Annotated in this window: 18 protein-coding genes; 6 read left to right on the forward strand and 12 right to left on the reverse strand. The window is 60.2% G+C overall.

Annotated features, from left to right (window positions below):
* The gene (gene pepN / locus KGA85_RS05985) at positions 1–2,658 is read left to right on the forward strand and encodes an aminopeptidase N (protein WP_223459500.1); all 2,658 of its coding nucleotides are present in this window, start codon (positions 1–3) and stop codon (positions 2,656–2,658) included.
* Between the two features lie 1,385 nt (positions 2,659–4,043).
* Here the strand turns inward: pepN and KGA85_RS05990 are convergent.
* The 10 genes from KGA85_RS05990 to KGA85_RS06035 form a co-directional block, all read right to left on the reverse strand.
* On the reverse strand, positions 4,044–5,999 hold the full coding sequence (locus KGA85_RS05990; protein WP_223542973.1) for an acetoacetate--CoA ligase: 1,956 nt from the start codon (positions 5,997–5,999) through the stop codon (positions 4,044–4,046).
* A gap of 125 nt (positions 6,000–6,124) precedes the next feature.
* A complete protein-coding gene (locus tag KGA85_RS05995; RefSeq protein WP_223542974.1) occupies positions 6,125–6,898 on the reverse strand; it encodes a 3-hydroxybutyrate dehydrogenase in 774 nt (257 codons plus the stop codon).
* A gap of 7 nt (positions 6,899–6,905) precedes the next feature.
* Entirely contained in the window at positions 6,906–8,297 is a 1,392-nt protein-coding gene (locus KGA85_RS06000; protein ID WP_223459506.1) for a GntP family permease, read from the reverse strand.
* Between the two features lie 201 nt (positions 8,298–8,498).
* Positions 8,499–9,905, reverse strand: a complete 1,407-nt coding sequence (locus tag KGA85_RS06005; protein WP_223542975.1) for a sigma-54 interaction domain-containing protein — start codon at positions 9,903–9,905, stop codon at positions 8,499–8,501.
* A gap of 140 nt (positions 9,906–10,045) precedes the next feature.
* Positions 10,046–11,623 (reverse strand): ABC transporter ATP-binding protein, encoded by a 1,578-nt coding sequence (locus KGA85_RS06010; protein WP_223533791.1) that lies wholly within the window; start codon positions 11,621–11,623, stop codon positions 10,046–10,048.
* Between the two features lie 14 nt (positions 11,624–11,637).
* Positions 11,638–12,660, reverse strand: a complete 1,023-nt coding sequence (locus KGA85_RS06015; protein WP_223542976.1) for an ABC transporter permease — start codon at positions 12,658–12,660, stop codon at positions 11,638–11,640.
* Positions 12,660–13,721, reverse strand: coding sequence for a microcin C ABC transporter permease YejB (locus KGA85_RS06020; protein WP_223461731.1), 1,062 nt, complete (start codon positions 13,719–13,721; stop codon positions 12,660–12,662). Before KGA85_RS06020 ends, KGA85_RS06015 begins: the two co-directional genes overlap by 1 nt.
* The gene (locus KGA85_RS06025) at positions 13,721–15,589 is read right to left on the reverse strand and encodes an extracellular solute-binding protein (protein WP_223461733.1); all 1,869 of its coding nucleotides are present in this window, start codon (positions 15,587–15,589) and stop codon (positions 13,721–13,723) included. Before KGA85_RS06025 ends, KGA85_RS06020 begins: the two co-directional genes overlap by 1 nt.
* 135 nt (positions 15,590–15,724) lie before the next feature.
* Entirely contained in the window at positions 15,725–16,006 is a 282-nt protein-coding gene (locus KGA85_RS06030; protein WP_008051985.1) for a peptidylprolyl isomerase, read from the reverse strand.
* 107 nt (positions 16,007–16,113) lie between these two features.
* The gene (locus tag KGA85_RS06035) at positions 16,114–16,995 is read right to left on the reverse strand and encodes an esterase/lipase family protein (RefSeq protein WP_223461734.1); all 882 of its coding nucleotides are present in this window, start codon (positions 16,993–16,995) and stop codon (positions 16,114–16,116) included.
* 338 nt (positions 16,996–17,333) lie between these two features.
* Between KGA85_RS06035 and KGA85_RS06040 the strand changes: the two genes are divergently transcribed.
* The gene (locus tag KGA85_RS06040; RefSeq protein ID WP_223461736.1) at positions 17,334–18,398 is read left to right on the forward strand and encodes a hypothetical protein; all 1,065 of its coding nucleotides are present in this window, start codon (positions 17,334–17,336) and stop codon (positions 18,396–18,398) included.
* 57 nt (positions 18,399–18,455) lie between these two features.
* On the opposite strand, the gene KGA85_RS06045 is transcribed toward KGA85_RS06040, so the two are convergent.
* On the reverse strand, positions 18,456–19,535 hold the full coding sequence (locus KGA85_RS06045) for a 3-deoxy-7-phosphoheptulonate synthase (RefSeq protein WP_223531847.1): 1,080 nt from the start codon (positions 19,533–19,535) through the stop codon (positions 18,456–18,458).
* 337 nt (positions 19,536–19,872) lie between these two features.
* Complete coding sequence (locus KGA85_RS31120; protein ID WP_259674428.1) at positions 19,873–20,001, reverse strand: hypothetical protein; 129 nt, start codon at positions 19,999–20,001, stop codon at positions 19,873–19,875.
* 162 nt (positions 20,002–20,163) lie between these two features.
* On the opposite strand from KGA85_RS31120, the gene KGA85_RS06050 reads away from it, so the two are divergent.
* The 4 genes from KGA85_RS06050 to uvrC all read left to right on the forward strand — a co-directional run.
* Entirely contained in the window at positions 20,164–20,922 is a 759-nt protein-coding gene (locus KGA85_RS06050) for a carbon-nitrogen hydrolase family protein (RefSeq protein ID WP_223461740.1), read from the forward strand.
* Positions 20,922–21,395 carry a GNAT family N-acetyltransferase gene (locus KGA85_RS06055; protein ID WP_223461743.1) on the forward strand — a complete coding sequence of 158 codons (474 nt, stop codon included), beginning with the start codon at positions 20,922–20,924 and terminating at the stop codon, positions 21,393–21,395. The genes KGA85_RS06050 and KGA85_RS06055 overlap by 1 nt, the downstream gene beginning before the upstream one ends.
* Positions 21,396–21,491: 96 nt before the next feature.
* Complete coding sequence (uvrY, locus tag KGA85_RS06060) at positions 21,492–22,133, forward strand: UvrY/SirA/GacA family response regulator transcription factor (RefSeq protein WP_008015884.1); 642 nt, start codon at positions 21,492–21,494, stop codon at positions 22,131–22,133.
* A gap of 2 nt (positions 22,134–22,135) precedes the next feature.
* On the forward strand, positions 22,136–22,956 hold an 821-nt coding region (gene uvrC, locus KGA85_RS06065; RefSeq protein WP_223542977.1), incomplete at its 3' end, for an excinuclease ABC subunit UvrC.

Here is a 22,956-nt window from a genome sequence, read left to right on the forward strand (position 1 = left end):
ATGCGCACCGAACAACCGAAGATGATCTACCTCAAGGACTATCAGGCGCCCGAGTACCTGATCGACGAAACGCACCTGACCTTCGAGTTGTACGAGGACCACAGCCTGGTCCATGCGCAACTGGTGATGCGCCGCAACCCCGAGCGTGGCCCGGGCCTGCCGCCGCTGGTGCTGGACGGCCAGCAGCTTGAGCTGTTGGCGGTGACGTTGGCCGACCAGGAGCTTTCCGAGGCGCAGTATCAGCTGACCGAGAATCACCTGACCCTGCACCCGACCAGCACCACCTTCACGGTCGATACCAGCGTCAGGATCCACCCGGAAACCAACACCGCGCTGGAAGGCCTGTACAAGTCCGGCACGATGTTCTGCACCCAGTGCGAGGCCGAAGGCTTTCGCAAGATCACCTATTACCTCGACCGCCCGGACGTGATGAGCACCTTCACCACCACGGTCGTGGCCGAACAACACAGCTATCCGGTGCTGCTGTCCAACGGCAACCCGATCGCTTCCGGCCCCGGCGAAGAGGGCCGGCACTGGGCGACCTGGGAAGATCCGTTCAAGAAACCGGCGTACCTGTTTGCGCTGGTGGCCGGTGACCTGTGGTGCGTCGAAGACAGCTTCACCACCCTGAGCGAGCGCAACGTGGCGCTGCGCATTTACGTCGAGCCGGAAAACATCGACAAGTGCCAGCACGCGATGAACAGCCTGAAGAAATCCATGCGCTGGGACGAAGAGGTCTACGGTCGCGAGTACGACCTGGATATCTTCATGATCGTCGCTGTGAATGACTTCAACATGGGCGCCATGGAGAACAAGGGCCTCAACATCTTCAACTCCAGCGCCGTGCTGGCCAAGGCCGAAACCGCAACCGATGCCGCGCACCAACGGGTCGAGGCGATTGTCGCCCACGAATACTTCCACAACTGGTCGGGCAACCGCGTGACCTGCCGCGACTGGTTCCAGCTGTCGCTCAAGGAAGGCTTCACGGTGTTCCGCGATGCCGGTTTCTCCTCGGACATGAACTCGGCCACGGTCAAGCGCATCCAGGACGTGGCGTACCTGCGCACCCACCAGTTCGCCGAAGACGCCGGCCCCATGGCCCACGCCGTGCGCCCGGACAGCTTCATCGAGATTTCCAACTTCTACACCCTGACCGTGTACGAAAAGGGCTCGGAAGTGGTCGGCATGATCCACACCTTGCTCGGCGCCGAAGGCTTCCGCAAAGGCAGCGACCTGTACTTCGAACGCCACGACGGCCAGGCCGTGACCTGCGATGACTTCATCAAGGCCATGGAAGATGCCAATGGCGTTGACCTGATCCAGTTCAAACGCTGGTACAGCCAGGCTGGCACACCGCGCCTGGCGGTGAGCGAGTCCTTTGATGCGGCGGCGAAAACCTACAGCCTGACCTTCCGCCAGAGCTGCCCGGAAACCCCGGACAAGGTTGAAAAACTGCCGTTCGTGATCCCGGTCGAACTGGGGCTGCTGGATTCCAAAGGCGCGGCGATTGCCCTGCGTCTGTCCGGTGAAGCCACCGCGCATGGCTCCTCGCGGGTCATTTCGGTGACTGAAGCCGAGCAGACCTTCACTTTCGTCGACATCGCCGAACAACCACTGCCATCGTTGCTGCGCGGCTTCTCGGCGCCGGTGAAATTGAGCTTCCCGTACAACCGCGATCAGTTGATGTTCCTGATGCAGCACGACAGCGACGGCTTCAACCGTTGGGATGCCGGCCAGCAACTGTCGGTGCAGGTGCTGCAAGAGTTGATCGGACAGCAGCAGAAGGGCGAAGCGCTGGTACTAGATCAGCGTCTGGTGTCGGCGCTGCGCACGGTGCTCTCGGATGAGTCGCTGGATCAGGCCATGGTCGCCGAAATGCTGTCGTTGCCAAGCGAGGCGTACCTGACCGAAATCAGCGAAGTGGCGGATGTCGAAGCGATTCACACGGCGCGTGAATTTGCCCGCAAGCAATTGGCCGATGCGTTGTTCGAAGGCCTGTGGCTGCGTTATCAGGCCAACCGCGAGTTGTCGAAGCAGACGCCGTACGTGGCCGAAGCCGAGCACTTTGCCCGTCGTGCCTTGCAGAACATCGCGCTGTCGTACCTGATGCTCAGCGGCAAGCCGGAAGTTCTGGCGGCAACCCTGGAGCAGTTCGATTCGTGCGACAACATGACCGAGCGCCTGACCGCACTTGCCGTGCTGGTCAACTCGCCGTTTGAAGCCGAGAAGGCCAAGGCGCTGGCCAGCTTCGCCGAGCACTTCAAGGACAACCCGCTGGTCATGGATCAGTGGTTCAGCGTTCAGGCTGGCAGCGTGTTGCCCGGTGGCCTGGCACGGACCAAGGCGTTGATGCAGCACCCGGCGTTCAACATCAAGAACCCAAACAAGGTGCGGGCGCTGGTCGGTGCGTTTGCCGGGCAGAACCTGATCAACTTCCATGCCGCTGACGGTTCCGGGTATCGCTTCCTGGCGGATCTGGTGATTGAGTTGAATGGCTTCAATCCGCAGATTGCTTCTCGCCAGTTGGCGCCTTTGACTCGCTGGCGCAAGTACGACAGTGCTCGTCAGGCTTTGATGAAGGGGGAGCTGGAGCGGATTCGGGCTTCGGGGCAGTTGTCCAGTGATGTGTTTGAAGTGGTCAGCAAGAGTTTGGCCTGAGTTTGTTGTTGACCTTGGCGGCCTTCGGGCCGACCAGGGTCATGGGTTGATTGGGTACATATCCGTTTCTTCGGTAATGGCGGCTTATGGTTTCGCCCTTACGGCGAGTCCCTTTTGGCAAACGCCCCAAAAGGAACCAAAAGGTCTCGCCCCTTACGTACGGCCCCTCGCTTAGGCTCGGGGTTCCTTCGCTCCGGCATTCATCCGGGGGCATCGCCTCCGGTCGGCTTCGCGCGACCTCCTCTCGATGTGTTCGGCTGCGCCGAACGGCGCTGCGCGCCTCCCCCCGGATGAACGCCTCCACTCAGCCTGCCGAGGGGGCGGGTGGATCAAGATCAAGAGCTGCAGGCGAGCTAACGCTCGGCCTGATGAGTGGTGAAGAGCGTGGGTGTACGCCGCTCTGCTTTTGCTCTTCTGTGGGAGCGGCGGTGCGGCGATCCGACTTGCCCGCGAAAGCGGCCTGACAGCCGACCAATTTCTTTCGAATGTACCCAGCCCAACTGTAGGAGCGAGCTTGCTCGCGATGGCGGCCTACCGGCCGACCAAGAGCATCAAAGGCGAACGAACCCCGCGATCAGGCCGGCCGGTAGGCCGCCTCGCTTTTGCTTTGGCTTTTGATCTTCTTGCCCCCTCGTGAGGCCGAGTGGAGGTTCTGCGCAGTGGGCAACCCGGCATGGATGCCGGGTTAGCCGCCCCCGGCCATGGATGGCCGATGGCGGCGGGCCCACGGAGCAGGACCGGAGCGAGGGCATGCCGAGCCTAGGCGAGGCACCGAATGTAAGGGGCAAAGCGCTTTGGTTACTTTCGCGCTTTTCGAAAGTGACCCGCCGTAAGGGCGGAACCAATAGCGGCCGTTACCGCAGCAACGGATATGTACACCAAACACCAAAACCGCAATCACCCCACCTGATACCCAACCATTCAGAACAACCCCCCATCCCCCCCGGTTAACAAATCATAACGTGCCGTCGAATGTCAGCCCTTCAAAAACACCGATAGGATAAGCCAGCTTCCGAAGGGGCTTTGGATTGCGGGTTTCAGGACTATGCTCTGAAACAGCCGGTCCAGACACGCACCCTTGCGGCGCCCAGAAAGGTTGAACGACCTAACAATAATAATGGGGGAAGGTCTATGAGTGAGCCTGCCATGGGTGTGGGTATCTGCCGCCCGCCGGCATTACGCAAATTCGCGTTGCTGGCTACAGCGCTCTCGCTGTTGGGCTCTGCCATGCTGTCGACACCCTGGCCGCGCTCAACGGGCTGCTTGCCCAGTCGATTCGGGCGATCAAGGCCTGGGCATCGCTGGCGGTTGGTGTTGCGTTCATCTGGGAGTCCTGCGCCTGAGTCGATTTAGCAGGCGTCTATTCTTGCACAGGTAACCCTTTTTCAATCCAGGAGTTCGGGCCTGTTTCGGTACTGTTCCAGCGCTTCGGGATTGGCCAGTGCATCAGTGTTCTTCACCTTCTGCCCATGCACCACATTGCGCACTGCCAACTCGACGACTTTGCCGCTGATGGTCCGGGGGATGTCCGTCACTGCGACAATTTTCGCCGGCACATGACGCGGCGTGGTGTTGGCGCGAATCGTCTCGCGGATCTGCTGTTGCAGTGTCTCGTCCAGTTCGAGCCCGTCGCGCAAGCGTACGAACAGCACCACCCGCACGTCATCTTGCCACTGCTGACCGATGGCCACGCTGTCGAGTACCTGGGGGATTTTTTCCACCTGACGATAGATTTCCGCCGTGCCGATGCGTACGCCGCCGGGATTGAGCACGGCATCGGAGCGACCGTGGATCATCATCCCGCCATGGGGCAGTTGTTCGGCGTAATCACCTTGGGCCCAGACGCCGGGGAATAGGCTGAAATAGGATTCGCGCAGTTTTTCGCCATCGGGATCGTTCCACAGGCCAATGGGCATCGCCGGGAAATGTCGGGTGCAGACCAGCTCGCCTTTTTTACCGATCACTGGGTGGCCGGCGTCGTTCCACACTTCGACGGCCATGCCCAGGCTCTTGCCCATGATTTCGCCACGCCTGACCTGCGACATCGGGTTGCCGTTGACGAAGCACGAGACGATGTCGGTACCGCCGGACATCGAGGCCAGGCACACGTCAGCCTTGAAGTCGCGATAGACGTAGTCGTAACTCTGCGGCGACAGTGCCGAGCCGGTGCAGAGCAACGTCTTGAGGCTGCCCAGGTCATGACTTTCACGCGGCTTGATACCACTGCTTTCCAGGGTCGCGAGGTATTTGGGGCTGGTGCCGAAGACGCTGATGCGTTCGTCGTCGATCAGGTCGATCAGGCGTTGCGGCTCGGGCTGGAACGGTGAGCCGTCGTACAGCACCACGGAGCTGCCTGTCGCCAGCGCGGACACCAGCCAGTTCCACATCATCCAGCCGCAGGTGGTGTAGTAGAACAGCCGTTCACCGGGGCCGAGATCGCCATGCAGGCCGTGTTCCTTGACATGTTGCAGCAACACGCCGCCGGTGCTGTGGATGATGCATTTGGGCACGCCGGTGGTGCCGCTGGAATAGAGGATGTACAGCGGATGGGCGAAGGGCACAGGGACGAAATCCGGCTCGCCTCCGGGCGTGTAGAAGTCGTCCCACAGCGTCACGTTGGCCTGGGTGCGGAATTCTTCTATGTGCGCCTGTGGCCGGGCGTAAGGCACGATGATCAACTGCTGCAATGACGGCAGGCGTTCGAGGATTTCGTTGACCTTGGCGGTCTGGTCGATCTCTTTGCCGGCATAGCGGTAGCCGGCACAGGTCACCAGCACTTTCGGTTCGATCTGGCCGAAACGGTCAACCACCCCTTGGGTGCCGAAGTCCGGTGAGGAGCAGGACCAGATTGCGCCAAGGCTGGTGGTGGCGAGCATGGCCACCAGGGTTTGCCAGGTGTTGGGCATGCAGGCGGCGACCCGGTCACCCACACCGACGCCAGCAGCGATCAAGCCATTCTGAAAACCGGCGACCTGTTCGGCCAGTTCGGCCCAGGTCAAATGTTCACGCTGACCGTTTTCGCCGACGGCTATCACGGCGATCGCATCATCGCGACGCTGTAGCAGATGTTCGGCAAAGTTCAGCGTTGCGCCGGGGAACCACTGGGCGCTGGGCATCTGCGGGCCTTCGAGGAGCACGGCGTCGGGTTGCTCGTGGAAGCGGATGTCGAAGAAATCGACAATGGCCTGCCAGAATTCCGGGCGTTGATCGATGGACCACTGGTGCAGGGCCGGGTAGTCGTCGATCTTGAGGTGGTGTCGCTGATTGATGAAGCGCCGAAAGGCCTCCATGCGGGTCTTGCCAATGCGTTTGGCGTCGGGTTGCCAGAGGATGTCGGACATGGTTTGCCTCTTTTTGTTGGCGAGTGCTGCGCACTCGATCGCGAGCTGGCTCGCTCCCACAGACACCACAGAGCCTGTGGGAGCGAGCCTGCTCGCGATGAACGATAACGCGGTCTAGCAGATGATCACTGCGCCAACCACCCACCATCAACATTCCACGCCGCGCCCCGCACCTGGCTGCCGGCTTCGCTGCACAAAAATAACACCAGTTCACCCAGTTGCGGCGGTGTCACGAACTCCAGCGATGGCTGCTTCTCAGCGAGCAGATCATGTTGCGCCTGCTGCGGGTCAACCCCACGGGCGGCACGATCATCAATCTGCTTCTGCACCAGCGGCGTCAATACCCAGCCTGGGCAAATCGCGTTGCAGGTGACCTGGGTGGTCGCGGTTTCCAGCGCGACCACTTTGGTCAAGCCGATCACCCCGTGCTTGGCGGCGACATAGGCTGACTTGCCCACCGAACCGACCAGTCCATGCACCGAGGCAATGTTGATCACCCGGCCCCAACCCTTGGCGCGCATGCCCGGCAGGCTCAAACGGGTGCTGTGGAACACCGACGACAGGTTGATCGCAATTATCGAATCCCAGCGCTCCACCGGGAACTCGTCCACCGGCGCCACATGCTGGATGCCGGCGTTGTTGACCAGAATATCGACGCCGCCAAATTCATGCTCGGCGTAGTCAATCATGTCGGCAATCTGCGCAGGGTCGCTGACATCGGCCGGATGGTGGCCGACCTTGCCGCCAAATTGTTCTACTTCGGCAATCACCTTGGACGCATCGCCGAAGCCGTTGAGGATCAGGTTGGCCCCGGCCTTGGCCAGACACAGGGCGATGCCCAGGCCGATGCCGCTGGTGGAACCGGTGACCAGTGCGGTCTTGCCCGAAAGAGTCGTCATGAATACCTCACACAATGCCAGTGGCGTAGAAGGTGCCGATCACCACGAAAACCGCCAGGGTCTTGATCAGCGTAATACAGAAAATGTCTTTGTAAGCCTCGCGGTGGGTCAGCCCGGTGACCGCCAGCAGGGTAATCACCGCGCCGTTGTGCGGCAGGGTGTCCATGCCGCCGCTGGCCATCGCGGCGACCCGGTGCAGCACTTCCAGCGGAATGTTCGCCGCATGGGCGGCGCTGATGAACTGCTCGGACATCGCCGCCAGCGCGATGCTCATGCCACCCGAGGCGGAACCGGTGATGCCGGCCAGCAGGGTCACGGTAATCGCTTCGTTGACCAGTGGGTTGGGAATGCTCTTGAGCCAGTCGGCCAGTACCAGGAAACCTGGCAGGGACGCGATCACCGCGCCGAAACCGTATTCCGAGGCCGTGTTCATTGCCGCCAGCAAGGCACCGCTGACCGCACTTTTACTGCCTTCGGCAAGCTTGCGGCTGATCGCCTTGTAGCCGAACACCAGCACCATGAGGATGCCGACCAGCAAGGCTGCCTGTACGGCCCAGATCGCCGTAAGCTTGGCGATTTCCGTGGTCACCGGCGCAGCCATGCCCGGCAGCGCCAGACTGTGGGTCTTGCCGTACACCTGCGGAATCCACTGGGTGAACAAAAGGTTCATGATGCCCACCGCCAGCAGTGGCGACAGCGCCAGCCACGGGTTGGGCAGCTTGAGGTCGGCGGCGGTTTCCGGCTCATTGCGCAGGTCCGAACCATAGCCTTCACCGGAGCGCTGGGCCTTGCTGCGCTGGCGCTGGAGAAACAGCATGCCGGCGCAGAACACGAAGATCGTGCCGATCACACCCAGCCACGGCGCCGCCCAGGCGGTGGTGTTGAAGAAGGTGCTGGGGATGATGTTCTGGATTTGTGGCGTGCCGGGCAGGGCGTCCATGGTGAACGAGAAGGCGCCCAGGGCAATGGTCGCCGGGATCAGCCGCTTGGGGATGTTGCTCTGGCGGAACATTTCAGCGGCAAACGGATAGACCGCGAACACCACCACAAACAACGATACGCCGCCGTAGGTCAGCAGGGCGCAGACCAGCACGATCACCAGCATTGCCTGGCGGGTGCCGAGCAGGCGAATCGCCGCCGCGACGATGGAGCGCGAGAAACCGGACAGTTCGATCAGCTTGCCGAACACCGCGCCGAGCAGGAACACCGGGAAATACAGTTTGATGAAGCCGACCATTTTTTCCATGAACACCCCGGTGAAAGCAGGGGCGACGGCAGACGGGTCAGTCAGCAGGACAGCGCCGAGGGCGGCAATCGGGGCAAAAAGGATAACGCTGTAGCCACGGTAGGCAGCCAGCATCAGCAGCGCGAGAGCTGCCAAGGCAATGATCACACTCATGGTGTGTCTCCTGGGTTGTTATTTTTGTTGGGTGAAACCTGGTAGGAGGGGCGTATAGCGAGTTTTGTGCCATTTTATTAAGTTGTTGAAATATAAGGATATATTTGGCTTTTGTGGGCTGGATTCGAATGCTTTGTCTCTAATCGGAGACTTCTCGCGATGGCCTGTCTAACAATGGAGATGCATGTCTCTTTATGGAGACTAGGCAATCCCCAGCGCCACCATCTTCTTGTACAACGTCGACCGCCCAAGACCCAATCGTGCTGCTGCTTCAATCACCTTGCCCTCGCATTGCGCGAGGGTCGTTTCGATCAGCTGCCGGTCAAATCGCTCCCGCGCCGCACTGAACGTCTCATGGGCAATCGGTTCAATGGCCAGGGGCGCCAAGCGTTCCACCGGCGTGAACGTACCAATAGCCGCGCGGATATCCGCTGTAGTCAGGCGCAAGTCATCACTGAGCAACGCGGCCCGCTCCAGCACATTGCGCAGCTCCCGGATGTTCCCCGGCCAGGCGTGTTGGCCCAACAGTTCCAGGGCTTCATGGTGCAGTTCATGCTGGCTGCGCAGTTCCTCAAGAATCGCTTCACTGAGCGCCGGCACGTCATCCAGGCGGTCGCGCAGGGGCGGAACCTGGATCGGCAGCACATTGAGCCGGTAATACAAGTCGGCGCGAAATTCGCCACGCTTGATGGCTGCTTCCAGGTCCGTAGAGGTCGCGGCGATCACCCGCACATCACTCTGGATCACTTCGTTGGAGCCCACCGGCTCGAATTCCTTTTCCTGCAACACCCGTAGCAGTTTGCTTTGCAGGGGCAGCGGCATGTCGCCGATTTCGTCGAGGAACAGCGTGCCGCCCTGGGCGATCTGCAATTTTCCAGCGCGGCCCTTGCGGTCGGCTCCGGTAAACGCGCCGGGGGCGGTGCCGAAGAATTCGGCCTCTAGCAGCGATTCGGGAATCGCCGCGCTGTTGATGCTGACAAACGCCTTGTGCGCGCGGGGCGAGGCATTGTGGATCGCCTGGGCCAGCAATTCCTTGCCGGTGCCGGTTTCGCCGAGCAGCAATACCGGCGATTCGGTGCTCGCACTGCGCCGGGCACGGCGTTTGACTTCCAGGCTGGCGGCGCTGGTGCCGATGAAGTGGGCGAAGTTGTATTTGGTCTGCCGCGCGCGCAGCAGCGAGCGGGTGGAGGCCAGTTCTTCCTGCATGCTCATGTAGCGCTTGAGCATCGGCGACAGGCTGCGCAATTCGTCGAACAGGGCGAAACCGATGGCGCCGATCACCATGCCGGCATCGTCGTGAATCGGCAGGCGCATGACCACCAGCGGCTCTTTGGGGGTGTCTTGCATATCCAGCAAAATCGGCCGGCCGGTGCGCACCACCTCACGCAGCAGGCTGCCGGGGATCACGCTTTCGCAGGGCTTGCCGATCGCGCCTTGCGCCGATTGGAGGCCAAAGCGCCGGGCATAGCGTTCATTCATCCAGACGATGTTGGCATCGCGGTCGACAATCACCGTGCCTTCACTCGATTGCTCGATGATTTCGAACAACGAACGGATCGCCAGCAAGCGAACGCGCTGGTAGTCCTTGAGGCTTTCGGTGGTGTTCATGGGGGCTGATCCTGATTATGTTTTGCCTGTGCCGGCCTCTTCGCGAGCAGGCTCGCTCCCACAGGGGATTTGTGTACGACACAGATCAACTGTGGGAGCGAGCCTGCTCGCGAAGGCCGCGATGCGGTCTGACGGCCAGATTATGCCTGCCCCAACATCGCCGCCGCCAACAGCTCCTTGGTGTACGGATGCTGCGGTGAGTCAAACACCTCATGGCTGGCGCCGCGTTCCACCACTTTGCCGTCCTTGATCACGATCATGTCGTGGGCCAGGGCGCGCACCACTGCCAGGTCATGGCTGATGAACAGATAGGTCAGCCCGTATTTTTCCTGAAGCTGGCGGAGCAGGGCGACCACTTGTTTCTGCACCGTGCGGTCCAGCGCCGAGGTCGGTTCGTCGAGCAGGATCAGCGCCGGCTTCAGCACCAGCGCCCGGGCGATGGCGATGCGCTGACGCTGGCCACCGGAGAACTCGTGGGGATAGCGATGGCGACTTCGGGGGTCGAGGCCGACTTCGCTCAGCGCCCGGATCACTTCGGCGTTGCACTCTTCAGTGTTCAACTGGCTGTGCACTTCCAGGCCTTCGCTGATGATCTGCGCGACCGACATTCGCGGGCTGAGGCTGCCGAAGGGGTCCTGGAACACCACCTGCATCTTCTTGCGCCACGGTCGTAGCTGTTTTTGCGTCAGGCCGTCCAGCGCCTGGCCTTGAAAGCGAATACCGCCTTCGGAGTCGAGCAAGCGCAGGATTGCCTGACCAAGGGTAGACTTGCCGGAACCGGATTCGCCGACGATGCCCAGGGTCTTGCCGCGTTGAATGTTCAGGCTGATGCCATCGACGGCCCGCAGCCAGGTCTTGCGCTGAAACAGGCCGCCACCGACGGGAAACCGCACCTGCAGGTTGTCCACCTCCAGTACGTTTTCGCGCTCGTCCCGGGGCAAGGCTTCGCCCTCGGGTTCGGCGTGCAGCAATACGCAGCTGTAAGGGTGCTTCGGTTCGGTGAACAGGACTTCGCAAGGCGCCTGCTCGACAATTTCCCCGGCCTTCATCACGCACACGCGCTGGGCGATACTGCGCACCAGATTGAGGTCATGGCTGATCAGCAGCAGCGACATGCCCAGCCGCTGTTGCAGGGACTTGAGCAGCAGCAGGATCTTGCGCTGCACCGTCACATCCAGCGCGGTGGTCGGTTCGTCGGCAATCAGCAGTTCCGGTTCGCACGCCAGGGCCATGGCGATCATTACCCGCTGGCGCTGCCCGCCGGACAATTGATGGGGATAGGCCTTGAGGCGTTCCTCGGGTTTCTGGATGCCTACCAGGTGCAGCAATTCGAGAATTCGCACTTGCGCCGCTTTGCCCGCCAGGCCTTTGTGCACCAGCAAGGTTTCACCGATCTGTTTTTCGATGCTGTGCAGCGGGTTGAGGGAGGTCATCGGCTCCTGGAAGATCATCGCGATGCGATTGCCGCGCAGTTGTCGCAACTTGCCGGCATCGGCGCCCACCAGTTCCTGGCCGCGATAGCGGATGCTGCCCGTCGTCTCGGTATCGGTATGCGGCAGCAGTTGCAGGATCGAGTGGGCCGTCACCGACTTGCCCGAGCCCGATTCGCCCACCAACGCCAGGCATTCGCCAGGGCGGATGTCCAGGCACAGATTGCGCACCACGGTCTGGCCGCTGAAGGCCACGCTGAGGTCACGGATTTCGATCAGGTTGGTCATCTCTACATTCCGAATCAAGAGCGCGGATCAAAAGCGTCGCGCAGCGCTTCGCCAATGAACACCAGTAAAGAAAGAATCAGCGCCAGGGTAAAGAACGCCGTCAGCCCCAACCACGGCGCTTGCAGGTTCTGCTTGCCCTGGCCGATCAGTTCGCCCAGGGAAGCGCTGCCCGCAGGCATGCCGAAGCCGAGGAAGTCCAGCGCCGTCAGGGTGGAAATCGCCCCGGTGAGAATGAACGGCAAGTAGCTCAAGGTCGCGTTCATGGCGTTGGGCAGAATGTGCCGCACGATGACCTTGCGGTCGGTCAGGCCCAGCGCGCGCGCGGCCTTGACGTATTCCAGGTTGCGCCCGCGCAGGAACTCGGCCCGCACCACGTCCACCAGAGCCAGCCATGAAAACAGCGCCATGATCCCCAGCAGCCACCAGAAATTCGGCTCGACGAAGCCCGACAGGATGATCAGCAGGTACAGCACCGGCAACCCGGACCACACCTCCAGCAGACGCTGGCCGAGCAAGTCCACCCAGCCGCCGTAATAACCTTGCAGGGCCCCGGCAGCGATGCCGATCAAGGCACTGACAAAGGTCAGCATCAAGGCAAACAGGATCGATACCCGGGCGCCGAAGATCACCCGGGCTAGAACGTCCCGTGACTGGTCGTCGGTGCCCAGCCAATTGACGCTGGAGGGCGGGCTGGGTGCGGGTTTATTCAGGTCATAGTTCGGTGTGTCGTCACTGAACGGAATCGGCGGAAACAGCAACCAGCCGCCATCCTTCTTGATCAGTTGCTGCACGTAGTCGCTGCGGTAGTCGGCCTGGAACGGCAGTTGCCCGCCGAACGCCTGTTCGGTGTGGCGTTTGAAGACCGGGAAGTACCACTGGCCCTGATAGCTGACCATCAGCGGTTTGTCGTTGGCGATCAGTTCTCCGCCAAGGGTCATTGCGAACAGGCCGACAAACAGCCAGAGCGACCACCAGCCCCGACGGTTTTTCTTGAAACGCTCGAAGCGGCGACGGGCCAGCGGTGAAAGCTTGAGCATCAGGCGTTCCTCGCGGCGAAGTCGATACGCGGGTCGACCAGGGTGTAGCAGAGGTCGCCGACCAGTTTTATCAGAAGGCCAAACAGGGTGAAGATGAACAGCGAGCCGAACACCACCGGATAGTCCCGGGATACCGCCGCTTCGTAGCTCATGCGGCCCAGGCCGTCGAGGGAGAAGATCACCTCGATCAGCAGCGAGCCGGCAAAAAATACGCTGATGAATGCCTGGGGAATGCCCGACACCACCAGCAGCATGGCGTTGCGGAACACGTGCCCATACAGCACCCGTCGTTCACTCAAGCCCTTGGCCCGGGCAGTGACCACGTACTGGCGGGTGATTTCATTGAGGAACGAGTTCTTGGTCAGGATGGTCAGCGTGGCGAAGCCACCGATCACCAGGGAGGTCACCGGCAACACCAGATGCCAGAAGTAGTCGGCAACCTTGCCAAGGGTCGACAGCGATTCGAAGTTGTCCGAGACCAACCCGCGAACCGGAAACCAGTTCAGCGAAGTGCCACCGGCAAAGACCACGATCAGGAACATCGCAAACAGGAACGCCGGCATGGCATAGCCGATGATGATCGCGGTACTGCTCCAGATGTCGAAATGGCTGCCATGGTGCACGGCCTTGCGGATGCCCAGGGGAATCGACACCAGGTAGGTGATCAGCGTCGCCCAGAGCCCGAGGGAAATGGTCACGGGCATTTTTTCGAGGATCAGGTCGGTGACGGTGGCGCCGCGGAAGAAACTCTTGCCGAAGTCCAGGCGCGCGTAGCTGGTGAGCATCAGCCAGAGGCGTTCGTGTGCCGGTTTGTCGAAGCCGTATTGTTTTTCAATGTCCTTGATCAGCTGCGGATCAAGCCCGCGACTGGCCCGGGACTTGCCGCTCATGGCTTCGCCGGAACCACCGCCAACCGCGGCGCCGCCAATGCCTTGCAGGTGCGCGATGGCCTGTTCGACCGGCCCGCCTGGCGCCACCTGGACGATGACAAAGTTGACCAGGAGAATGATCACCAGCGTCGGAATGATCAGCAGCAGGCGCCGCAATATGTAAGCCCACATCAGTGCGGCCCTCCGGGTTTGCCACGGCTGATACGCTCGGCCGTCATCTGTTGGTTGGTCAATGGCGTGGTGCTCATCTCCCACCAGCTCTCGATGGCTTCGTCATTGCTCGCTTGTACGTTCGGGATGCCAAAGCGGTTCCACCACACCGTCGAGGTGCCCGGCGGGTAATAGTTGGGAATCCAGTAGTAATTCCATTGCAGCACCCGGTCCAGGGCATGGGCGTAGTGCAGCATGTCAGCTTGGGTATTGGCGCGGATCAGCCCGGTGATCAGGGTGTCCACGGCCGGGTTCTTCAACACCATGTAGTTGTTGGAGCCAGGATCGGTGGCCGCCGCTGAACCAAAATAGTTAAGCAGTTCGTTTCCCGGAGAAGTGGTAACCGGGTAGCCGGTGACGATCATGTCGTAGTCGCGGCTCATCAGGCGATTGACGTATTGGGACGAGTCGATGCGGCGGATGTTCAGGTCGATGCCAATCTGTTTCAAGGTGCGTTTATAGGGCAGCAGCAGGCGGTCCATGCCGTTCTGACTGACCAGGAAGGTGAAACTCAGCGGCTCGCCGTCGGCATTGACCAGTTGGTCGCCATCGGGTTTCCAGCCGGCCTGTTCGAGCAAGTCCAGGGCTTGCAGCTGCTTGTCGCGAATCACGCCGCTGCCATCGGTCTTCGGCGCTTCGAACACCTGGGTGAAGACTTCGTCGGGAACCTGCCCGCGCAGCGGTTCGAGAATCGCCAGCTCACCGGCATCCGGCAGTTGCCGGGCCGCGAGATCGGTATTGGAAAAAAAGCTCTGCTGGCGGATGTACATGTCACGCATCATCTGCCGGTTGCTCCACTCGAAGTCCCACAACATCACCAGCGCCTGGCGCACGCGACGGTCCTGGAACATGGGCTTTTGCAGATTGAACACAAAACCCTGGGCCGGCTGCGGTGCCTCTGTGGCGAGGTGAGCCTTTTGCAGGCGACCGTCGCTCAGGGCCGGGCTGTCGTAGCCGATGGAATAGCCGGTGGCGGAAAATTCGCGGTTGTAGTCAAAGGCGCCGCCGCGCAGGACCTGGCGCGCCACGTCGGTATCGCCGAAGTACTCGATGCTGAAATGATCGAAGTTGTACAGGCCACGGCTGACCGGCAGATCCTTGCCCCACCAATCGGGATTGCGCTCGAAGGTGATGCTGCGTCCGGAATCGATCTTGCTGACTTTATAGGGACCGCTGCCCAGCGGCGCTTCATAGCCGCCGCCACCGGCGAAATCGCGGCTCTTCCACCAGTGTTCGGGAAACACCGGCAAGGTCGCGATATCCAGGGGCAGGGTGCGATTTTCGTTGTTCTTGAAATCAAAGCGTACGGTCAGTGGCGATTCCACTTCGACGCTTTTGACGTCGGCGAACTGGGTACGGTAACGCAGGCTGCCCTGGGTCATCAGCAGGTCGAAGGTGTAACGCACGTCTTCGGCGGTAATCGGTTTGCCATCGGCAAAACGCGCCTTGGGGTTGAGGTAAAAGCGCAGGGACAGGCCGTCCTCGGAGCGCTCCATCTTCTCTGCCACCAGACCGTACACGGTGTAAGGCTCGTCCAGCGAGCGTTGGGCCAGTGGTGAATAGAGCAAACCGTCGATCTGTGTGACGCCGATGCCTTTGTCGATGTAAGGCAAAACATGGTCGAACTGACCGATTTCGATCGCCGAGCGCCGCATCGTGCCGCCTTTGGGGGCCTGCGGGTTGGTGTAGGCGAAATGACTGAAGCCGGCAGGGTATTTCGCCGGTTCGCCGTACACGGTCATTGCCGGTTGCGGTGCCGCATTCACACCCGCGGCACCCATCAGCAGGGCCACGGCAGTGAACAACAAGGTAGGGAAAGCCAGTCGCATTGTCAGCCTTGGAGCCGGGTGGTCGTTAACGACAATTTGTACGCTAGCGGCGCGTCCCTCGCCAGCCGTATTACGCATCGCAAACACAACGGCCCACCAAAAGGCGGGCCGTTGCGTGAATAGCTCAAGCGTCGATCAGTCCTGACGGCTGGTCACTTCCAGCAGGTGGAAACCGAACTGGGTCTTGACCGGGCCCTGGACCACGTTGAGCGGTGCGCTGAAGACCACGGTGTCAAATTCCTTGACCATCTGGCCCGGACCAAACGAACCCAGGTCACCGCCCTGGCGGCTGGAAGGGCAGGTGGAGTTTGCCTTGGCAACTTCGGCGAAATCGGCGCCAGCCTCGATTTGGGCCTTGAGTTCGTTGCACTTGGCTTCGGAGGCAACAAGGATGTGACGGGCAGTGGCTTTAGCCATGGGAAAATACTCCTTTCAATACTCGATAAAGTGCTGAGCCTACCGGATTCAGTGAGCTATTTCTCCTCAAAGTTCCGTTCCACGCGGGATCCACGGCAGGTAGTACCTCAAAGGCCGGCGTCTCTCAAACGCTCGGCATGCTGAACATACAGCTCAATCGGATCGACGCCTGTGCGCAACTGACCGGTCGGTTGGCCAATGGTATCCAGATGATCCAGCGCATAGTCGGAACGGATAACCGTGCCCAGATGGGAGCTGAAGCGACCGACCAACCCGTCGTTCTGCTCGCTTTCCGTGACGAAATAACCGGAAAGGGCTCGGCAGAAGGCGTTGAGCGGATCGAACGCATTGAGCCTGGCCTCGAGAACATTCAACGGCAGCACGCCGCTCCACGAGTAGTAACGAACACCGTTGACCCGTTCACGCCCCTTGCCACCCCAGGTGGTGGGCAGCCCTTGCGGGTATTTGTCGTTGAATGCGCCTACGCCTTCGGTGGTCAGTGCATTGAGCGCCACAATGGCGTTCTTCGGTTGGTACTGATTGTCGCTTAATGTCGCGAGGAAGTCGGCGAACAGGGTCACCACCGTCTCGGCCACCTGTTCCGGCAGGCAGCCTGGTATCAATGCCTTGCGCAGGAAATCGGCGAGTTCCGAGCCATGGTTCGGCCCGCTGACGGAGGTCACCGACGCCACACTGTGCGGCGCAATCGCTGCGGCATAACGTGCGGTCAGTGCGCCCTGGCTATGGCCTATGAGGTTGACTTTGCGTGCACCGGTTCCTTCCAGTACCCGCTCGATCTGCGAGAGCAATTGGCCACCGCGTGCTTCGTTGTCGTGGGTGGCCGACAGGTGGGGAACGAACACCCTTGCTCCGGCGTTCCTCAGCGCCTGCCTGATGTCGTGAAAGAGCTCGAACTTGCCGATTCTATCGAAGCCGAAAAGGCCATGGACCAGCAGTATTGGGTAACAAGTGCTTGCATTCCTTTGCATGTTCATACCTTTGCACAGTAATTCGTTGGGACTGCATGGCACTTCACTCTAAAACACTCGAGGTTGGCGCGGTGTATGAAAAGTCCGCCGATGCTTGCGGATAACGGAATAGAACAGGTGCGAATACTCAAGAGTGGCTGAGGCCTTAATCGGAACAGATTGAGGACTTTTCACGGCAATCAGCTTGCTGCTGAACAAAGACCTACTTCGTGTGTATCGATTTTCCGCGCGAGCCGGAGTAAGTGGCCGACATCACGGCTGTTTGCCGTGAGATTAAATAGGCGTCATCCAAAGCCGGCCACCCGTTCGGTGTTTATTCCAAGGACTGGAGCGAATGAATGACTGTTTATGAACCCGATACCTTGAATCTCGCGCAGCAACCATTACCACCTCCCATACTTGAGCAGGCGCAAAACAGCGTTCTGAGTCCCTCTGACAAAAAAGCCGTCATCAGGGTCCAGCCTTATCCAGACATGACCTGCGGCGACAAATTGCTGTTGAATTGGGCGGGTCTGGATGCCGATGGCCTCGCCTGCAATCATCAGGTGGCGCGTTTTGTCAGTGAGGATCGGGTCGGCGAGGAGATAATCTTTGCCGTGGGTAGCGCACACATCGCGGCGCTTGACGGTGGTTCACTCGAAATCAGTTACTCACTCACGAGCACCCGCTTTGCCGAGCCCGTGCATTCCCATCGATTGCAGCTGAGTGTCGGTGATGTGCAATCCGACCTGTTGCCTGCGACGGTGAACGATGCGGTGGGTAGAACGCTTGATCCGGATCGGGTGAAAGAAGGGGCGATCGTTACGATCAAACCCTATGCGCGAATGGCGGCGGGCGACTGGGTGTTGCTGACCTGGGCGGGCGTTTCGGTCGAAGGAAGTTTCAGTGATGCACTCAAGGTCGAGTCCTTTTCTGTGGGGGGCGAACTGTCGTTTTGGGTCAGCCCGGAGTGCATTGCGCCCAATCTGGGTTCCTCCATTTCCGTCGATTATTGCGTCAAGCAAGCAGGACATGGTCCTCGTTACTCTGAACTAACGACACTGATGATTGGCAGCATGGAGCGGGGACCATTGCCAGCACCCACTGTGTTGGAAGCCGACGAAGGTTGGGTGGATCTGCATGATGCGCAGGATGGCGTGACCGTCGTCATCGAAAACGCCAGGGCTGAAAAAGGGGATCTGGTTTGCCTGGAATGCGACGGGGAGAAATTCAATCACCATGACGACCGCGAAGTAACCGGAGACACCGCCGGCGAGCCATTGGTATTCATCGTTCCCTATCGCTTCTGGAGGGAACATCGAGATTCTGCGATCCGTGTTTCCTATTCAGTCGAGCGCCGTGACGGCACACTCCAGCAATCCGGGGTGACGCCGGTTCAGGTGCAGTCCCTGATGGGGCATTGATTGCCATTTGCCCTCCAGTCTCCGCATGAAGGCCGGAGGGCGGACGGATGCTGCTGATTATTGGGCGTTGTTTGACGCGCGCAACCGATCTGCCGCTTCAAGCAGCAGCTGTTCTGTCCCGGCCCAGCCGAGGCAACCATCGGTCACTGACACACCGTATTGCAATGACGAGCTCAACGGCTGGCAGCCTTCGAACAAATGGCTCTCGATCATCATGCCGATCAGCGAACGATCACCTTGCAGGCGTTGTTCAAGTACATCCTTGAACACGGCTGGCTGGCGCAACGGGTCTTTGCCGCTATTGGCGTGACTGCAATCGACCATGATTCGAGCCGGAATTTTGAGCCTGGTCAGGTCGCTGTTTACCTGGGCGACGCTGGCGCTGTCGTAGTTCGGCCCGCGATGGCCGCCGCGCAATACCAGGTGGGTGTCCGCATTGCCCGGGGTTTGAATGATCGCCGGATGTCCTTGGCTATCGACACCGAAATGGCGATGGGGATGGGCGGCGGAACGCATGGCGTCGCTGGCGACACCGACACCGCCGTCAGTTCCGTTCTTGAAACCGACCGGCATCCCCAGGCCGCTGGCCATTTCCCGATGGATCTGCGACTCCGTGGTCCGGGCGCCAATCGCTACCCAGCTCAACAGATCGTCGAAGTAGCCGGCTGCCATTGGTTGCAACAGTTCAGTGGCAACAGGAAGACCCAGACGGAGCATTTCGCACATCAGCTCGCGGGACAGTGTCAGGCCGGCGGCCATATCATCGCTGCCATCCAGGTGCGGGTCGTAGGCCAGGCCTTTCCAGCCAACCGTGGTACGGGGTTTTTCGACGTAGGCGCGCATCACCAGCAGCATTTCGTCGCTGACTTCGGCGGCGAGGCGGGCAAGGTTGCCAGCGTATTCGAGGGCTGATTTCGGATCGTGTATCGAGCATGGGCCGACGATGATCAGCAGACGGGAATCTTCACCGTTGAGGATCGCGCGAACCGCCTGGCGGTGGGCGGTGACTTGCCGGGACAGGGCGTTGCTGAGGGGCAATTGCTGTTTGAGTTGCAATGAGCTGGGCAGACGCAGGGTCAGCGCTTCATTGGCAGGGCTCAAAGTGGACAGCGGCAGTGCAGAGACGGACGAGTTCATATTCAAGGCTTCCTGGGCTGGTGGCGGGTTCGTGCCCGCGCGCTCGGCCCTACTGGGGTGTTCGACAATTGGCCAAATTGGCTGCGTGTGTGTGCTTGCCACCTGTGGGTGACCGATCGGAGGCGGCAGGCTGTCCCGAGCGGAGGGTGGTAAATCGCCAGGCGGTAAAACTGTCGTAACGGTAATAAGTGGCGTAGTTCATGTTCTGAATCCTCTGAATGTCTGGTGTGTCGCTAAAAGTGTTGGGGCTGAAAAAACAAAACCCCCGGTCGGGAGGCCGACCGGGGGTTGAGAATTCTCTGGTGGCGACCCGTTTAAAGTGGGCGCCGTGTGGGTATCAGGCGCGCCAGTGGCTAAACCAATACCCAAAATAAAAGCTGACCGGAGCACAACCGTCGTTCACCCGGGCAGCCGCAACCGAGCGCAGGGCACTGGCGGTACGAAGCTGTAAGAGGGTGTTGAACATGGTCTGTCTCCGATGGATGGGTCGAGCTTACTAGAGGCCGGTACGCAGATTCAATCAGAAAATGCTATCGGCCAACGACCACGCGTTCTATCGCTTGAGCGCCCTGAAGGTTGTGACACACTCTGCCCCTCAACAAAAAACACATCGTCACAAGGACGCATCATGACGGCACTGACTATCGCCGCCGCTCAATCGATCTCCATCGCCGGAGATCTCGCCGGCAATATCGCCAGACATCAACGTTTCATGCAGGTGGCTGCGGAGCAGGGCGTGCAATTGCTGGTGTTCCCTGAATTGTCGCTGACCGGCTATGAACGGGGGCTTGCGGCGCAATTGGCTATTGCGCCGGACGCGGCCGTACTGCAGCCGCTGCGTGATTTTGCCAAGGAAGTCGGGGTGACGGCCGTCGTCGGCATGCCGATTCGGCTGACGGACACATCGCCCGTGCTGATTGGCGCGCTGACTTTGGGTGCCGATGGTTCTCTCGCGGTCTACAGCAAACAGCATCTGCATCCGGGGGAGGAAGAGGCGTTTGCGCTGGGAGCGGGGGGCGAGCCGCTGACAATCGGCGCCGACACGATTGCGTTGGCCGTGTGCGCGGATTTCAACCATGCCGATCATGCGGCTATGGCCGCACTGACAGGCGCAGGCATATATGCCGCTGGTGTGCTGATCACAGCAAAAGGCTACGACCCGGATACCGCGTTATTGCAGGGTTATGCCGCTGGCCATTCAATGGTGGTGTTGATGGCCAACCATGGCGGTGCAACGGGTGGCTGGGAGTCGGCAGGACGTAGCGCGGTGTGGGCGCCGGACGGTTCGCTGATTGCGGCCGCCTCCGGTACTGGCAACATGATGGTGGTTGCCAGGCGTAATCCCGCGGGCTGGACCGGGGATGTGTTGGCGGTGGAGCTGGAATGATGGAGCGCCAATGGCGTCCGGCAACACCTGATGACTTGGGATTCGCCCGCGAACTGACCTGTAAGGGCATGTTGCGTTACTACATTCAGCATGACCTGTTGTGGCAGGACGAAGCCTTTGACGTGGCCTGGGCCGGGCGAGACAACCGCTTGATTGCATGGGGCGACAAAGTCCTGGGTTATGTCAGCCTGAGCCGTGATGCCAGAGCCTTGTATATCCGCGAATTGCATATCGTCGAAGCGTTTCGTGGGCAGGGCACTGGGTCCTGGGCGATCGATCAGGCACTGGCTCTGGCGCGCCAGGAGCGGCGCCCGGCGTTGCGCCTGACGGTTTTCGAAAACAACCCGGCGCGAGCGTTGTACGAGCGCAAGGGATTGAGGGTGGTGGGCAAGGACGAATGTTTCTTGAGGATGCAACTGGATATCCCTGACCGGCATTGCTGCAACACGCTTGCGACAAGCCTTTCAAGATGAATTGAAACTTTTAATCTGACGCTTTCCGCTAGGTCTGCCAGATGCTTTTTGCTAAGGTGTCTGATAACCAATAAGACCATATCGCGAGGTGTCTGCTTGATTAGGGTGCTAGTAGTCGATGACCATGATCTCGTTCGTACAGGCATTACACGAATGCTGGCTGACATCGATGGCCTGCAAGTAGTCGGCCAGGCCGAGTCGGGTGAGGAATCCCTGCTCAAGGCGCGTGAGCTGAAACCCGATGTGGTGTTGATGGACGTCAAGATGCCGGGTATCGGCGGTCTTGAAGCCACTCGCAAGTTATTGCGCAGTCATCCGGATATCAAAGTCGTCGCGGTGACCGTGTGTGAAGAGGACCCGTTTCCTACGCGGCTGTTGCAAGCCGGTGCGGCAGGGTACCTGACCAAGGGGGCAGGTTTGCCGGAAATGGTCCAGGCCATCCGTCTGGTGTTCGCCGGGCAACGCTACATCAGCCCGCAAATTGCCCAGCAGTTGGCAATCAAGTCCTTCCAGCCCACCAACGATTCGCCTTTCGATGCGTTGTCGGAGCGGGAAATCCAGATCGCGCTGATGATCGTCGGCTGCCAGAAAGTACAGATCATTTCCGACAAGTTGTGCCTGTCCCCGAAAACCGTGAATACCTACCGTTACCGCATCTTCGAAAAGCTTTCGATCAGCAGTGATGTCGAGTTGACGCTGTTGGCGGTTCGTCATGGCATGGTCGACGCCAGCCTCTGAAAATGACCGACACCTTTGATCCGAGCGCCTTTCTGTCGACCGTTAGCGGGCGCCCCGGCGTGTACCGCATGTTCGACAGCGAAGCGCGGTTGCTCTACGTCGGCAAGGCGAAAAACCTAAAGAATCGCCTGTCGAGTTACTTTCGCAAGACCGGGCTTGCCCCCAAGACCGCCGCACTGGTAGCGCGTATCGCCCAGGTCGAAACGACGATCACCGCCAACGAAACCGAAGCCTTGTTGCTTGAGCAGACGCTGATCAAGGAATGGCGCCCGCCCTATAACATCCTGCTGCGCGACGATAAATCCTACCCCTACGTCTATCTCTCCGACGGAGAGTTTCCGCGCCTGAGCATTCATCGCGGCGCGAAAAAGGCCAAGGGCAAATATTTCGGGCCTTACCCGAGCGCCGGTGCGATCCGCGAAAGCTTGAGTCTGCTGCAAAAGACGTTTTTCGTTCGGCAATGCGAAGACAGTTATTACAAGAACCGCACACGTCCATGCCTGCAATACCAGATCAAGCGCTGCAAGGCGCCCTGTGTCGGGCTGGTGGAGCCTCAGGTGTACGCCGAAGATGTGCGCCATTCGGTGATGTTTCTTGAAGGGCGCAGCAATGCGCTGACTGACGAGTTGTCCGCCGGGATGGAAGAAGCGGCGATCAATCTCGAATTTGAACGAGCAGCCGAGTTGCGGGACCAGATTGCGTTACTGCGCCGGGTCCAGGATCAACAGAGCATGGAAGGCGGGACCGGGGACGTCGATGTGATTGCCGCCTTCGTCAACCCGGGCGGCGCCTGTGTTCACTTGATCAGTGTGCGGGGCGGGCG

The sequence above is a fragment of the Pseudomonas sp. GL-B-12 genome (assembly GCF_019955895.1).
Taxonomy (GTDB): Bacteria; Pseudomonadota; Gammaproteobacteria; order Pseudomonadales; family Pseudomonadaceae; genus Aquipseudomonas.

What these genes read in the sequence shown, in the direction of transcription:
- pepN (WP_223459500.1), top strand. Translation starts at nt 1, where the DNA reads ATGCGCACCGAACAACCGAAGATGATCTACCTCAAGGACTATCAGGCG.
- KGA85_RS06005 (WP_223542975.1), bottom strand. Translation starts at nt 9,905, where the DNA reads ATGAACACCACCGAAAGCCTCAAGGACTACCAGCGCGTTCGCTTGCTG.
- KGA85_RS06035 (WP_223461734.1), bottom strand. Translation starts at nt 16,995, where the DNA reads ATGCAAAGGAATGCAAGCACTTGTTACCCAATACTGCTGGTCCATGGC.
- KGA85_RS06030 (WP_008051985.1), bottom strand. Translation starts at nt 16,006, where the DNA reads ATGGCTAAAGCCACTGCCCGTCACATCCTTGTTGCCTCCGAAGCCAAG.
- KGA85_RS06020 (WP_223461731.1), bottom strand. Translation starts at nt 13,721, where the DNA reads ATGTGGGCTTACATATTGCGGCGCCTGCTGCTGATCATTCCGACGCTG.
- KGA85_RS06025 (WP_223461733.1), bottom strand. Translation starts at nt 15,589, where the DNA reads ATGCGACTGGCTTTCCCTACCTTGTTGTTCACTGCCGTGGCCCTGCTG.
- KGA85_RS06055 (WP_223461743.1), top strand. Translation starts at nt 20,922, where the DNA reads ATGGAGCGCCAATGGCGTCCGGCAACACCTGATGACTTGGGATTCGCC.
- KGA85_RS05995 (WP_223542974.1), bottom strand. Translation starts at nt 6,898, where the DNA reads ATGACGACTCTTTCGGGCAAGACCGCACTGGTCACCGGTTCCACCAGC.
- KGA85_RS06040 (WP_223461736.1), top strand. Translation starts at nt 17,334, where the DNA reads ATGACTGTTTATGAACCCGATACCTTGAATCTCGCGCAGCAACCATTA.
- KGA85_RS06045 (WP_223531847.1), bottom strand. Translation starts at nt 19,535, where the DNA reads ATGAACTCGTCCGTCTCTGCACTGCCGCTGTCCACTTTGAGCCCTGCC.
- KGA85_RS06050 (WP_223461740.1), top strand. Translation starts at nt 20,164, where the DNA reads ATGACGGCACTGACTATCGCCGCCGCTCAATCGATCTCCATCGCCGGA.
- KGA85_RS06015 (WP_223542976.1), bottom strand. Translation starts at nt 12,660, where the DNA reads ATGCTCAAGCTTTCACCGCTGGCCCGTCGCCGCTTCGAGCGTTTCAAG.
- KGA85_RS06010 (WP_223533791.1), bottom strand. Translation starts at nt 11,623, where the DNA reads ATGACCAACCTGATCGAAATCCGTGACCTCAGCGTGGCCTTCAGCGGC.
- KGA85_RS31120 (WP_259674428.1), bottom strand. Translation starts at nt 20,001, where the DNA reads ATGTTCAACACCCTCTTACAGCTTCGTACCGCCAGTGCCCTGCGCTCG.
- KGA85_RS06000 (WP_223459506.1), bottom strand. Translation starts at nt 8,297, where the DNA reads ATGAGTGTGATCATTGCCTTGGCAGCTCTCGCGCTGCTGATGCTGGCT.
- KGA85_RS05990 (WP_223542973.1), bottom strand. Translation starts at nt 5,999, where the DNA reads ATGTCCGACATCCTCTGGCAACCCGACGCCAAACGCATTGGCAAGACC.